This is a genomic window from Kluyvera georgiana ATCC 51603 (assembly GCF_001654985.1).
In the GTDB taxonomy this organism is placed as follows: Bacteria; Pseudomonadota; Gammaproteobacteria; order Enterobacterales; family Enterobacteriaceae; genus Kluyvera; species Kluyvera georgiana.
Map to the genome: position 1 here is coordinate 25,840 of NZ_LXEU01000081.1, position 13,259 is coordinate 39,098.

The 13,259-nt window shown below is 52.7% G+C and carries 11 protein-coding genes; 4 read left to right on the plus strand and 7 right to left on the minus strand.

The genetic code is table 11. The features are described 5' to 3' along the window. Positions 1-167: 167 nt before the first annotated feature. From M989_RS20210 to nagB, 5 genes are all read right to left on the minus strand, one after another. Positions 168-1,076 carry an amidohydrolase family protein gene (locus tag M989_RS20210; RefSeq protein WP_064548275.1) on the minus strand — a complete coding sequence of 303 codons (909 nt, stop codon included), beginning with the start codon at positions 1,074-1,076 and terminating at the stop codon, positions 168-170. A 210-nt stretch (positions 1,077-1,286) separates the two neighbouring features. Next, on the minus strand, positions 1,287-2,039 hold the full coding sequence (locus M989_RS20215) for an HAD-IIA family hydrolase (RefSeq protein ID WP_064548277.1): 753 nt from the start codon (positions 2,037-2,039) through the stop codon (positions 1,287-1,289). 67 nt (positions 2,040-2,106) lie between these two features. Next, positions 2,107-3,327 (minus strand): DNA-binding transcriptional regulator NagC, encoded by a 1,221-nt coding sequence (gene nagC, locus M989_RS20220; protein ID WP_064548279.1) that lies wholly within the window; start codon positions 3,325-3,327, stop codon positions 2,107-2,109. Between the two features lie 8 nt (positions 3,328-3,335). After that, positions 3,336-4,484, minus strand: coding sequence for an N-acetylglucosamine-6-phosphate deacetylase (gene nagA / locus M989_RS20225; RefSeq protein ID WP_064548281.1), 1,149 nt, complete (start codon positions 4,482-4,484; stop codon positions 3,336-3,338). Between the two features lie 59 nt (positions 4,485-4,543). Further along, positions 4,544-5,344 (minus strand): glucosamine-6-phosphate deaminase, encoded by an 801-nt coding sequence (gene nagB / locus M989_RS20230; protein ID WP_064548283.1) that lies wholly within the window; start codon positions 5,342-5,344, stop codon positions 4,544-4,546. Positions 5,345-5,690: 346 nt separating this feature from the next. On the opposite strand from nagB, the gene nagE reads away from it, so the two are divergent. The 4 genes from nagE to chiQ all read left to right on the plus strand — a co-directional run bounded on the left by nagE (position 5,691) and on the right by chiQ (position 11,721). Further along, entirely contained in the window at positions 5,691-7,628 is a 1,938-nt protein-coding gene (gene nagE, locus M989_RS20235; RefSeq protein ID WP_064548285.1) for a PTS N-acetyl glucosamine transporter subunit IIABC, read from the plus strand. A gap of 185 nt (positions 7,629-7,813) precedes the next feature. Continuing rightward, positions 7,814-9,472 (plus strand): glutamine--tRNA ligase, encoded by a 1,659-nt coding sequence (gene glnS / locus M989_RS20240; protein ID WP_064548287.1) that lies wholly within the window; start codon positions 7,814-7,816, stop codon positions 9,470-9,472. A 459-nt stretch (positions 9,473-9,931) separates the two neighbouring features. After that, positions 9,932-11,338, plus strand: a complete 1,407-nt coding sequence (chiP, locus tag M989_RS20245; protein WP_064548289.1) for a chitoporin ChiP — start codon at positions 9,932-9,934, stop codon at positions 11,336-11,338. A gap of 50 nt (positions 11,339-11,388) precedes the next feature. Further along, complete coding sequence (gene chiQ, locus M989_RS20250) at positions 11,389-11,721, plus strand: ChiQ/YbfN family lipoprotein (RefSeq protein ID WP_064548291.1); 333 nt, start codon at positions 11,389-11,391, stop codon at positions 11,719-11,721. A gap of 207 nt (positions 11,722-11,928) precedes the next feature. Here chiQ and fur read toward each other — a convergent pair whose 3' ends face one another. Then, positions 11,929-12,381 carry a ferric iron uptake transcriptional regulator gene (gene fur / locus M989_RS20255; RefSeq protein WP_064548293.1) on the minus strand — a complete coding sequence of 151 codons (453 nt, stop codon included), beginning with the start codon at positions 12,379-12,381 and terminating at the stop codon, positions 11,929-11,931. A 292-nt stretch (positions 12,382-12,673) separates the two neighbouring features. Then, positions 12,674-13,204 (minus strand): flavodoxin FldA, encoded by a 531-nt coding sequence (gene fldA / locus M989_RS20260; RefSeq protein WP_064548295.1) that lies wholly within the window; start codon positions 13,202-13,204, stop codon positions 12,674-12,676. Between the last annotated feature and the right edge of the window lie 55 nt (positions 13,205-13,259).

A 13,259-nucleotide genomic window follows, 5' to 3' on the forward strand; every position in this document is an offset into this window, starting at 1 on the left:
CAATGGGGCTTATGGAATACTAAAAAATACGTACGTCTATTCTTCTATTATTGATGAAATATTATTTTTCATGCGTTATTTTTGAATAATCTTCTTTTTTGCCAGGCGGTAGGTAACGAGAATAGATTTCTCGTCCCGTGCAGAGGCAAAATCTGCACGGGGTGAGCTCAGACGATGCCGAAAGGCCAGATCTGCTGGACCGTTTTGTAGAGAATTTGCTCGCGGTCTTTGGGGGTTAACCACGCCAGGTGATCGCGGTAGAGCGCGACCGCTTGCGCGTAGCTCAGTTTATTCAAACAGATTGGCCAGTCGGTACCCCACATCAGTCGCTGTGCCCCAAAGGCATCAAACACCTGCTTAACCTGCTGCGCGGCATCAGGGTAGGGATAAGACTGCTGGGAGAGTGACCACATATGCGAAATTTTGACGTAGACCTGTGGATAACGCGCCAGCGCCAGCAGCTTGTTCAGCTCGTCAGGATGATTCAGCGGTGAATCAGCCATGTGGTCAATGACCACCGTCAGCTCCGGGTTTTGCTCAATCCAGGGAATAAGGTCGGGCATTCGGCTGGGGGCGGCCAGAATGGTCATCGGTACTTTCAGGTCGGCGGCCTGTCGCCAGAGTGGTTTCATTAACGACCCACGGATCCAGTCGCCGTCAGCTTTATCAGAAGGACTCAACCTGACGCCGCGAAAACCTTCGTCGGTGGTCAGGCGGGCCAGATGTTCCGGTGCTGCCGGGTCTTCCGGGTTAACGCGGCAGATACCCTGGAATTTATCCGGATACTGCCGCAGAACGTCGGCCAGATAGCGATTATCCCAACGGTAGTGAATAACCTGTACGATCACCGTGCGTGCAACGCCGTTTGCGGCCATCAGTGAGAGCAGCATTTCGGCGGTGAAATCCTGCGGCGGCGCTTTGCGGTCCTTAGCGTAAGGATAGCGCGGGTCGGTTTTCCAGACGTGCACGTGGGAATCAATCATGAGCGGTGAGGGCAGAGCGGCAAAGGCCGGGCGCAGCGCACAGGCGAGCGGCAGTGCGGCGCTGGCTGCAAGGAATTGACGGCGGCTAAGCATGTTTTTCTCCATTGCATCGGCCGTCTGAATCCCGGAGGCGTCAGAGTTGAGTTATTTGAGATTGGATGTGGACTCAGTGGGCAGATGCGCTAGCTGACGAGCCACTATAAAACGCGAATGAGCGGGATGATTCAGACCGATGCCCAGGAAGACATCGGTTTCACTGTTAGAGTTAACAATGGGTTGTGAATAGCGTCACGGCGTGAGCCGCTAGATAATGTCGATTTCCGCAACTGACGGATAAATCCATGACGGACGGAACGGCATATTATCGATGTCATCAACGGTGGAGACGCCAGAAAGAACCAGAATCGTTTCCAGACCTGCCTGGAAGCCGGCCAGAATATCCGTGCGCAGATTATCGCCGACGATCACCGTCTGCTCTGAATGCGCCTGCATTTTGTTAAGCGCGGCGCGGATGATCCACGGGCTGGGTTTGCCAACCACAAACGGCTTACGGCCTGAGATTTTTTCAATACCAGCGCAAAGTGCGCCACAGGCGGGGTAGTAGCCGCGACCGTGCGTATCCGGGTTGGTGGCGATGAAGCGTGCACCGTTAGCCACGAAGAATGCCGCCTTGTGCATCATTTCCCAGTTGAACGAGCGAGTTTCACCCACGATAACGAAATCAGGATTGACGTCGGTAATGGTGAACCCGGCTTTATAGAGTTCGTGGATCAATGCGCCTTCGCCGACCACGTACGCTTTTTTTCCTTCCTGGCGACGCAGGAAATCGGCGGTTGCCATGGCAGAGGTATAAAACACGCTGTCGGGCACGTCGATACCCGCAGTGGCGAAGCGGTTCGCCAAATCCTGACCCGTCTGTGAAGGGTAGTTAGTTAGACAGAGAAACGGCATACCTTTATCCAGTATGCGCGCGACGAATTCTGCCGCACCCGGCACAGCGACGTTGTCGTGCATCAGCACGCCGTCAATATCACAGATTACATTCTGAATGGTCATGGACTACCTGGCGTTTATTTTAAAGAGGCGTAATTATACACGTTATCCCCGGCATTGCCTCTCAGGACTAACCTTCCAACAAATGTTGCAGCAAAATCCCGTTCAGCATGGCGCGTTTAACCAGCGCAAAAGCGCCAATGGCGGAGCGATGGTCGAGCGTCGAGCGTACTACCGGCAGATTTTTACGAAACGCCTTCAGAACCTGAGTATTGATGCAACCTTCGATGGCGGGTAACAGCACGCGGTCAGCTTCGATGATCTCGCCGGCAATCACCACCTTTTGCGGATTAAACAGGTTGATGGCGATAGCAATTGTTTTACCGAGATGGCGGCCTACGTGTTCAATAACTTCGGTGGCCAGCGGATCGCCTTTGTTGGCCGCCTTACAGATGGTTTTGATGTGGCAATCGTCAAGCGTAATACGGCTTTGGTAGCCCTGTTCAAGCAGATGGCGCACGCGCTGTTCAATGGCGGCATTGGCGGCCACGGTTTCCAGACAGCCGAAGTTGCCACAGTGGCAGCGCTCGCCGAGCGGATCGACCTGAATATGGCCGATTTCACCCACATTGCCATTACGGCCGATAAAAATACGCCCGTTAGAGATGATGCCCGCACCGGTACCGCGATGCACGCGCACCAGAATGGAGTCTTCACAGTCCTGGCTTGCACCAAAGTAGTGCTCTGCCAGCGCCAGGCTGCGGATGTCGTGACCGACAAAGCAGGTGACTTTAAAACGTTTTTCCAGTGCTTCCACCAGACGCCAGTTTTCGACTGGAATATGCGGCATATAGCGAATAATGCCGCTTTCCGGGTCGACAAGGCCCGGCAGAATCACTGAAATGGCGATCAGCTCGCGTATTTTACGCTGGCACGATTCAATAAAGGCGGCAATGGTATTGAGTAGCGCGTGTTCCAGCGTTTCCTGAGTGCGCTCCGGCAGCGGGTAATGTTCTTCAGCAACCGCCTTGCTGCTCAGGTCGTACAGCGTCAGGGTGGTGTCATGGCGGCCCAAACGGACGCCAATCGCGTGGAAATTGCGGGTTTCGGTGACGATAGAAATGGCGCGGCGGCCCCCGGTGGAGGCCTGCTGATCGACTTCTTTGATCAGCCCGCGTTCAATAAGCTGACGCGTGATTTTGGTCACGCTGGCAGGGGCAAGCTGGCTCTGCTCGGCAATCTGAATACGTGAGATTGGCCCATGCTGGTCAATCAGGCGGTAAACGGCCGCGCTGTTAAGCTGTTTTACGAGATCAACATTACCAATTTGAGCTTGTCCGCCTGATGTCATACTTTCTCTTACTCAGTAACGACCTCGTCGCCATTAACGATGGTCTTGATGATTTTAAAGTCGTGGGTGAATGCGGTCAGGTTCGCCACTTTACCCGGGGCAATGCTGCCGAGGTGCTTTTCAACACCGATCGCGCGAGCAGGGTAGAGCGTTGCCATGCGCAGCACTTCATCCAGCGCAATGTTAGCGTGCTCGACCAGGTTGCGGACCCCTTCGATCATCGTCAGCGATGAACCGCTCAAGGTGCCGTTTTCGTCTACGCAGAGACCATTGCGGTAGTATATTGTTTTACCAGCAAAAATGAACCGATCAATATTGGCGCCTGCCGGTGCGGTGGCGTCGGTGACCAGGCACAGCTTATCGCCTTTCAGGCGTTTGGCGTTACGGATATTGATGTAGTCCACGTGCAGGCCATCAGCAATGATACCGCAGTAGATTTCATTCGCATCGAGAATCGCGCCGGTCAGGCCAGGTTCACGGCCAGACATATAAGGCATGGCATTAAACAGGTGCGTGGCAAAGGTGATACCCGCGCGGAAACCGATGCGCGCTTCTTTCGCCGTGGCGTTAGAGTGCCCGGCGGAAACCACGATACCGGCGTTAGCCAGCGCGGTAATCACTTCCGGTGCGACCATCTCTGGCGCCAGGGTCACTTTGGTGATCACATCAGCATTGTCGCAGAGGAACTGCACCAGTTCGTGATCCGGCTTGCGCACAAATTCCGGGTTGTGGGTGCCTTTTTTCACCAGGTTTAGCCACGGGCCTTCGAGGTGCAGACCCAGCGCCTGGTTCGGATGTTTAGCCAGATATTCACGCATCACACGTACGCCCTGTTTCATCAGGTCGTCGCTGGTGGTAATCAGCGTTGGCAGGAAGCTGGTGCAGCCAGATTTCTCATTGGCTTTTTGCATAATTTCCAGCGTTTCAACGGTCACCGCTTCGGCAGTATCGTTGAACTGTACGCCGCCGCAGCCGTTAAGCTGAACGTCAATAAAACCAGGGGCGAGAATGGCGCCATTCACGGAACGCTGTTCGACGTTCGCTGGTACATCAGCCAGTGGGCAAATACGTTCAATAAGGCCATTGGCGACGATAATCGCATGGTCATCCAGAATTTCGTGACCGGTAAAGATCCGGCCATGGGTTAATGCATACATTACGACCCCCGGTGTTCAAAAAATGTTGTCCCACGCCGCGGCGTGGGACGGGTAAGACATTACAGACCTTTGATATTTTCAGCTTCTAATTCATTGAAATATTTCAGGGTCTTAACTTTCAGCTCCATCGTGGACGGTTCGTCGCAAACGATCAGCGATTTCGGGTGCAGCTGCAGACAGGTAATGGTCCACATATGGTTAACGTTGCCTTCAACCGCCTGCTGCAGCGCCAGCGCTTTCGGTGCGCCCTGCACCAGGATCATCACTTCTTCGGCATCCAGCAGGGTGCCCACGCCAACGGTCAGCGCATATTTTGGCACCAGAGAGACATCGCCATCGAAGAAGCGGGAGTTTGCCACGCGGGTTTCGTGGGTCAGCGTCTTGATACGGGTACGGGAAGAAAGTGACGATGCCGGTTCGTTGAACGCAATGTGTCCGTCGTTGCCCACGCCGCCCATGAACAGGTGGATTTTACCGTAAGAACGAATTTTTTCTTCATAGCGACGGCATTCTGCGTCAACATCTGGCGCGTTGCCATTCAGCAGATTGATGTTTTCTTCAGGAATGTCGATATGATCGAAGAAGTTACGGTGCATAAAGCTGTGATAGCTTTCCGGATGCTCTTTTGGCAGGCCGACATATTCGTCCATGTTAAAGGTGACAACATGTTTAAAGCTAACCTGGCCCGCTTTATGCATTTCGACTAACACTTTGTAGGTCGCCAGCGGGGTACCGCCGGTTGGCAGTCCGAGGACAAACGGACGGTCCGCGGTCGGTTGAAATGCGTTGATGCGGTTAACGATGTGGCGAGCAGCCCATTTGCCGACTTGTTCAGCGTTAACGAGAGGAATCAGTCTCATTCTTCACCTCAAATGTAAAATGTAAGAAGTTGGCGGATGGCGTCTCCGTGCACTCTCTAAGCGTAACCTGTTTGCATCGATAGGGAGCAATCCGTTTTGATTTTTTGAATGATAAAATAAGTTTTCATAGTTAGCCAGTGAAAGGGAGTGGTGAGAACAATATTTGGTGACTATAGTCACAAAAAACACGCGTTTAATTTGCGATACGAATTAAATTTTCACACACTCTGATGCCTGAACAGTTGTAAATGCAGTTTACAAGACATCGCAGTGTCATGCTTTTTAGCACAATAAAAAAATGGCTCAGATTAAATGAGCCGTCTCGGGGTCTCGTAGGGGGAATAAGATGAATATTTTAGGGTTTTTCCAGCGACTAGGTAGGGCGTTACAGCTCCCTATCGCCGTGCTGCCGGTAGCGGCGCTGTTGCTGCGATTTGGTCAGCCAGATTTGCTCAACGTCGCGTTTATTGCGCAGGCGGGCGGGTCTATCTTTGATAACCTGGCGCTAATCTTCGCTATCGGTGTGGCATCCAGCTGGTCGAAAGACAGCGCGGGTGCGGCAGCGCTGGCGGGGGCGGTAGGTTACTTCGTATTGACCAAAGCAATGGTGACTATCAACCCAGCCATTAACATGGGTGTGCTGGCGGGTATCATTACCGGCCTGGTCGGTGGTGCCGTGTATAACCGTTGGGCGGGTATCAAACTGCCTGACTTCCTGAGCTTCTTCGGCGGTAAACGTTTCGTGCCGATCGCGACCGGCTTCTTCTGTCTGGTGCTGGCTGCTATCTTCGGCTACGTGTGGCCGCCGGTGCAGAACGCCATCCATGCGGGCGGTGAGTGGATCGTCGGCGCGGGCGCGCTGGGCTCCGGTATCTTTGGTTTCATCAACCGTCTGCTGATCCCAACCGGTCTGCATCAGGTGCTGAACACCATCGCCTGGTTCCAGATTGGTGAGTTCACCAACGCGGCGGGTGCGGTATTCCACGGCGACATCAACCGCTTCTATGCGGGTGACGGCACCGCGGGTATGTTCATGTCCGGCTTCTTCCCGATCATGATGTTTGGTCTGCCGGGTGCGGCACTGGCGATGTACTTCGCGGCTCCAAAAGCGCGTCGTCCGATGGTCGGCGGTATGCTGCTGTCCGTTGCGGTCACCGCGTTCCTGACCGGTGTTACCGAGCCGCTGGAATTCCTGTTCATGTTCCTGGCGCCGGTTCTGTACCTCCTGCACGCGATTCTGACCGGCGTGAGCCTGTTTATTGCGACGCTGCTGGGTATCCACGCGGGCTTCTCCTTCTCCGCAGGGGCCATCGACTACGTGTTGATGTACAGCCTGCCGGCAGCAAGTAAGAACGTCTGGATGCTGGTGGTGATGGGTCTGGTGTTCTTCGTTATCTACTTCGTGCTGTTCAGCGTGGTTATCCGCATGTTTAACCTGAAAACGCCGGGCCGCGAAGATAAAGACGAAAACGTTGTGACCAACGAAGCCAACAGCAACACTGAAGAAGGTCTGGATCAACTGGCGACCAGCTACATTGCTGCCGTTGGCGGGACCGACAACCTGAAGGCGATTGACGCCTGTATTACCCGTCTGCGTCTGACCGTTGCCGACTCCGCGAAGGTGAGCGACGCAGTATGTAAACGCCTGGGTGCCTCCGGCGTGGTGAAACTGAACAAACAAACCATCCAGGTTATCGTCGGCGCGAAAGCAGAAGCGATTGGCGATGCGATGAAGAAAGTGGTTGCGCGTGGCCCGGTTGCCGCCGCTTCTGCTGACAGCGCGCCGGCTGCGGCAAAACCGCAGGCAGTGGCTAATGCCGCAACGGTTGAATCGCTGGTTTCACCGATTACCGGTGATGTGGTCGCACTGGAGCAGGTGCCTGACGAAGCGTTCGCCAGCAAAGCGGTTGGCGACGGCATTGCGGTGAAACCGACGGACAACATCGTGGTTTCCCCGGCTGCGGGCACTATTGTGAAAATCTTCAATACCAACCATGCGTTCTGCCTGGAAACAGATAAAGGCGCGGAAATCGTTGTCCATATGGGTATCGATACCGTGGCGCTGGAAGGTAAAGGCTTCAGCCGCCTGGTTGAAGAGGGTGCAGAAGTGAAAGCAGGTCAGCCAATCCTGGAAATGGATCTGGACTTCCTGAACGCGAACGCGCGCTCCATGATCAGCCCGGTCGTATGCAGCAACAGCGATGATTTCGGCGGTCTGGTGATTAAAGCCGAAGGTCACGTGGTTGCGGGCCAGACGCCGCTGTATGAGATTAAAGGTAAATAATCGCTCCTGAGTAAAAGTGGATTAATGCCTTAAGCGGCGGGGGAATTCCTCCGCCGCTTTTTTTTGCCGCAAATTCCCCCATATTCATCGGAAGAACGCCTTTTTGTGCAACTAATAGTTGTCTCCGGGCGCTGCTTATAAGATCATGTTCCGTTATACGTTGTTTACGCTTTGAGGAATCCACGATGAGTGAGGCTGAAGCCCGCCCGACTAACTTTATTCGTCAGATCATCGATGAAGATCTGGCAACCGGTAAGCACAACACGGTGCATACGCGTTTTCCGCCAGAGCCGAATGGCTATCTGCACATCGGCCACGCGAAATCTATCTGCCTGAACTTTGGTATCGCGAAAGACTATCAGGGCCAGTGCAACCTGCGTTTCGATGACACCAACCCGGTGAAAGAAGATATCGAATACGTAGAGTCGATCAAAAACGACGTCGAATGGTTAGGTTTTCACTGGTCTGGCAACGTTCGCTACTCCTCGGACTACTTCGATCAACTGCACGCCTATGCCGTTGAGCTTATCAATAAAGGTCTGGCCTACGTTGATGAACTGACGCCGGAACAGATCCGTGAATACCGCGGCTCGCTGACTGCACCGGGCAAAAACAGCCCGTACCGCGATCGCAGCGTAGAAGAGAACCTGGCGCTGTTCGAAAAAATGCGTACCGGTGGCTTTGCGGAAGGTACTGCCTGCCTGCGCGCCAAAATCGATATGGCTTCACCGTTTATCGTTATGCGTGACCCGGTGCTGTACCGCATTAAATTTGCCGATCACCACCAGACCGGCACCAAGTGGTGCATCTACCCGATGTACGACTTCACCCACTGCATTAGCGATGCGCTGGAAGGTATCACTCATTCCCTGTGTACGCTGGAGTTCCAGGACAACCGTCGTCTGTACGACTGGGTGCTGGACAACATCACCATTCCGGTTCACCCGCGCCAGTACGAATTCTCGCGCCTGAATCTGGAATACACCGTGATGTCCAAGCGCAAGCTGAATCAGCTGGTGATGGAAAAACACGTAGAAGGCTGGGACGACCCGCGTATGCCGACCATCTCCGGTCTGCGTCGTCGTGGTTACACCGCAGCGTCCATCCGTGAGTTCTGCAAGCGCATCGGCGTGACCAAGCAGGACAACACCATTGAGATGGCATCGCTGGAATCCTGCATTCGCGAAGATCTCAACGAAAACGCGCCGCGCGCGATGGCGGTTATCGATCCGGTAAAACTGGTTATCGAAAACTACCCGCAGGGCGAAAGCGAAATGGTTTCCATGCCTAATCATCCGAATAAACCGGAAATGGGCAGCCGCGAAGTGCCGTTTAGCGCTGAAATCTGGATCGATCGCGCAGACTTCCGTGAAGAAGCCAATAAGCAGTACAAGCGTCTGGTGATGGGTAAAGAAGTGCGTCTGCGTAACGCCTACGTGGTGAAAGCTGAACGCGTGGAGAAAGATGCCGAAGGCAATATCACCACCATCTTCTGTACCTACGATGCTGAAACCCTGAGTAAAGATCCGGCCGATGGCCGTAAGGTGAAAGGGGTGATTCACTGGGTTAGCGCTGCACATGCGTTGCCGGTGGAAATTCGTCTGTACGATCGTTTGTTCAGCGTGCCTAACCCGGGCGCAGCAGATGACTTCCTTGCGGTGATGAACCCAGAGTCACTGGTTATCAAGCAGGGCTATGCTGAGCCGTCTCTGCAGGCCGCTGAGGCCGGTAAAGCGTACCAGTTCGAACGTGAGGGTTACTTCTGCCTCGATAGCCGCTACAGCACGGCAGAGAAGCGGGTCTTTAACCGTACCGTTGGTTTACGTGATACCTGGGTTGGTTAAGCCAGTCACGAGCTAATTTTAAAACGCCGCTTTGCGGCGTTTTTTTTGCCAATCCTGATCCCCCTCCAATGGAAGTACTGCTCATCGATATATCCCTCTATGATCTATAGTTTCGCGTAGCGAATTAATATGAATTTCCTGCCTCTAAGATTTTCTCTTTTTGTCACACTCTTTGTTACAAACCTGACGTGTAAACGGTCTCATTAACATTTGATTTAGGCCCCGCAAGGTCTGGCGCGGCAAAATGTTAATAACGCATTACGTTACACATTGAAACCAAATATGTGCGCTTTGTCATAATCCTGCACTCTTGTTGCGGAAAAGGATTGATAATTCGCGTCGCGAAAAATAGTCTATCGGTGTACTGAAACACCTTTTTCCAGAAGTTCATTTTTTTAGCGTTTTATTTTTTGCTTCTGCTTTGCAGCGGCATTTTTAAAAGTCAAAGAGGATATAACTATGCGTACGTTTAGTGGCAAACGTAGTACGCTGGCGCTGGCTATCGCCGGTGTGACAGCAATGTCAGGCTTTGTAATGACTCCGGAAGCGAAGGCAGAAGGGTTCATTGATGATTCAACATTAACCGGCGGCATCTATTACTGGCAGCGTGAGCGTGACCGTAAAGATGTGACCGACCACGACAAATATAAAACCAACCTTTCTCACTCCACCTGGAACGCCAACCTCGACTTCCAGTCAGGTTATGCGGCTGACATGTTCGGTATTGATATTGCGGCGTTTACCGCAATTGAAATGGCAGAAAGCAGCGAAAGCGGTCACCCGAACGAAATTGCATTCTCGTCAAAAAATAAAGGCTATAGCGAAGATTACAGCGGCGATAAGAGCGGTATCAGCCTGTATAAAGCGGCGGCTAAATTTAAACTTGGCCCAACCTGGGCGCGTGCGGGTTACATTCAGCCGACGGGGCAGACCCTGCTGGCGCCGCACTGGAGCTTTATGCCGGGTACCTATCAGGGGGCTGAAGCCGGGGCAAACTTTGACTACGGCGACAGCGGCGCGCTGAGCTTCTCCTACATGTGGACCAACGAGTACAAGGCGCCATGGCATCTGGAGATGGATAACTTCTATCAGAATGATAAGAAGACCAAGGTGGATTACCTGCACTCTATCGGTGCGAAATACGATTTCAAAAACGACCTGGTGCTGGAAGCGGCATTCGGTCAGGCGGAAGGCTATATCGATCAGTACTTCGCCAAAGCAAGTTACAAATTTGATATCCCTGGCGGCCCGCTGACCACCAGCTACCAGTTCTACGGTACCCGTGACAAAGTGAGCGATCACGGCGTGAACGATATTTACGACGGCACCGCGTGGCTGCAGGCGTTAACATTCGGCTATAAGCTGAACGAAGTTTTCGACTTCCGTCTGGAAGGGACCTGGGTTAAGGCCGACGGTCAGCAGGGCTACTTCCTGCAGCGTATGACTCCAACCTACGCATCCTCAAACGGTCGTCTGGATATCTGGTGGGATAACCGCTCTGACTTCAACGCCAACGGCGAAAAAGCGGTCTTCTTCGGCGGTATGTATGACCTGAAGAACTGGAATCTTCCTGGTTGGGCCGTGGGTGCATCCTACGTCTATGCATGGGATGCGAAACCAGCGACCTGGCAGATGAACCCGGACGCATACTACAACAAAAACAATACGATCAGAGAATCTGCATACAGCCTGGATGCCATGTATACCGTACAGGAAGGTCGTGCGAAGGGTACCCTCTTCAAACTGCACTTCACTCAGTACGACAACCACTCCGACATCCCAAGCTGGGGCGGTGGTTACGGCAACATCTTCCAGGATGAGCGTGACGTGAAATTCATGGTTATCGCACCGTTCACCATTTTCTGATGCATGATGCGGCAGGGGGAAGCCTCTGTCGCCGCTAAGAGGCTCATCGTATGAAAAAACTGATTATTGTTGCCCTGATGGCCGCTGGCCTTACCGCTTGCGCTCAGCCATCCGCGCCGAAAGAAGACAGTAAGCTGAAGGATGCCTACAGCGCGTGCATTAACACCGCTGAAGGCAATCCGGATAAAATCCAGGCCTGCCAGAGCGTACTGAACGTGCTGAAGCAAGAGAAACAGCACGAACAGTTTGCCAATCAGGAAAGCGTACGCGTGCTGGACTACCAGCAGTGTATTCAGGCAACCCGTACCGGTAACGACCAGACCGTAAAAGCCAAATGCGATAAAATGTGGCAGGAAATTCGCAGTAACAACGCCACAAAATAGCGATTGTTGTTATAGCAAAAAGGGCGGAGAGTTTTCTCCGCCCTTTTTGCGTTTCAGGGCTGGCCCTCCGCTGGAGCAGGCGGATGACAAGCTCGCTTTCCTGACGGGCAAAGTTGCTTTTACCATACGTAAGGTGAGGCGAATTGAGCAGATTGCGCCCATAAAAAAAGCCAACCTTCAGGCTGGCTTTTCAGGCATCACGAAACGTTATTTTTCAACGCCATCATGCGCATGTTCATCTTCACGGCAGTCGCCTTCTGCACAGTGGCCGTAAAGATAAAGACTGTGGTTGGTCAGACGAATTCCGTGTTTGGCAGCAATTTCACGCTGGCGAGCTTCGATAGATTCGTCGCTGAACTCGATCACTTTGCCACAGTCGAGGCAGATCAGGTGATCGTGGTGATGCTGCTGAGTCAGTTCGAAAACGGATTTGCCGCCTTCGAAGTTATGACGGGTCACGATGCCCGCGTCGTCAAACTGGTTCAGAACACGATAAACCGTGGCCAAGCCAATTTCTTCACCCATGTCGATCAGGCGTTTGTATAAGTCTTCCGCGCTGACATGGTGGTTATCCGGTTCCTGAAGAACTTCCAGAATCTTTAACCGTGGAAGTGTGACTTTCAGGCCAGCCTTCTTTAATGCGGTATTATTGTCAGTCATGCGGAATCTGTCCTGTTGCTAAACGATTAACTTCCATCAGCGAAAGTATCACAGAGAATTCACCCGTTTTAATGCGTCTCATTATAGAATGACCCTGGCTAAATGAAAACAGCAAGGCTTGGGTAAACTAAGCTTTCAAAAACGAGGCGTCACCGACAAACAGAGCGATGAGACCGCGCTAAATCAGAAGATATTGTACAGGTATGCGCTGAAAAGTTAAAAAAATGTAGCTATTATTTTGATTGCTTTTACCTATTAATGAGGCGCGATTTGTTATCGCGCCTCAATATCATCAGGCGTTTTTGATTTCGTCGAGGTGCAGTTCTTCAGCAACCTGCTTAACCCATTTTTCAACACGTTCAGCGGTCAGCTCCGGCTGACGGTCTTCGTCAATCGCCAGACCCACGAAGTGGTCGTCATCGGCCAGGCCTTTCGACGCTTCGAAGTGGTAGCCTGCGGTTGGCCAGTGACCAACGATGGTCGCGCCGTTTGGCTCAATGATGTCGCGGATAGTGCCCAACGCATCGCAGAAGTATTCCGCGTAGTCTTCCTGATCGCCACAGCCGAACAGGGCGACCAGCTTACCGTTGAAGTCAACTTCTTCCAGAGACGGGAAGAAATCGTCCCAGTCGCACTGGGCTTCACCGTAGTACCAGGTTGGGATGCCCAGCAGCAGGATATCGTAGCCTGCCAGGTCTTCTTTGCTGCTCTTGGCAATGTCGTGAACGTCAGCGACATCTTTACCAAGCTGTTTTTGAATCATTTTTGCGATATTTTCGGTGTTCCCGGTGTCGCTACCGAAGAAGATGCCAACGATTGCCATGAGTAAAATAACCTCTTGAAACTTAATGATATGGTGGTGGCTTATTGCCCACAGA

Coding starts and splice junctions, on each gene's coding strand:
- M989_RS20210 (WP_064548275.1), bottom strand. CDS start 1,076: ATGCTTAGCCGCCGTCAATTCCTTGCAGCCAGCGCCGCACTGCCGCTC.
- M989_RS20215 (WP_064548277.1), bottom strand. CDS start 2,039: ATGACCATTCAGAATGTAATCTGTGATATTGACGGCGTGCTGATGCAC.
- nagC (WP_064548279.1), bottom strand. CDS start 3,327: ATGACATCAGGCGGACAAGCTCAAATTGGTAATGTTGATCTCGTAAAA.
- nagA (WP_064548281.1), bottom strand. CDS start 4,484: ATGTATGCATTAACCCATGGCCGGATCTTTACCGGTCACGAAATTCTG.
- nagB (WP_064548283.1), bottom strand. CDS start 5,344: ATGAGACTGATTCCTCTCGTTAACGCTGAACAAGTCGGCAAATGGGCT.
- nagE (WP_064548285.1), top strand. CDS start 5,691: ATGAATATTTTAGGGTTTTTCCAGCGACTAGGTAGGGCGTTACAGCTC.
- glnS (WP_064548287.1), top strand. CDS start 7,814: ATGAGTGAGGCTGAAGCCCGCCCGACTAACTTTATTCGTCAGATCATC.
- chiP (WP_064548289.1), top strand. CDS start 9,932: ATGCGTACGTTTAGTGGCAAACGTAGTACGCTGGCGCTGGCTATCGCC.
- chiQ (WP_064548291.1), top strand. CDS start 11,389: ATGAAAAAACTGATTATTGTTGCCCTGATGGCCGCTGGCCTTACCGCT.
- fur (WP_064548293.1), bottom strand. CDS start 12,381: ATGACTGACAATAATACCGCATTAAAGAAGGCTGGCCTGAAAGTCACA.
- fldA (WP_064548295.1), bottom strand. CDS start 13,204: ATGGCAATCGTTGGCATCTTCTTCGGTAGCGACACCGGGAACACCGAA.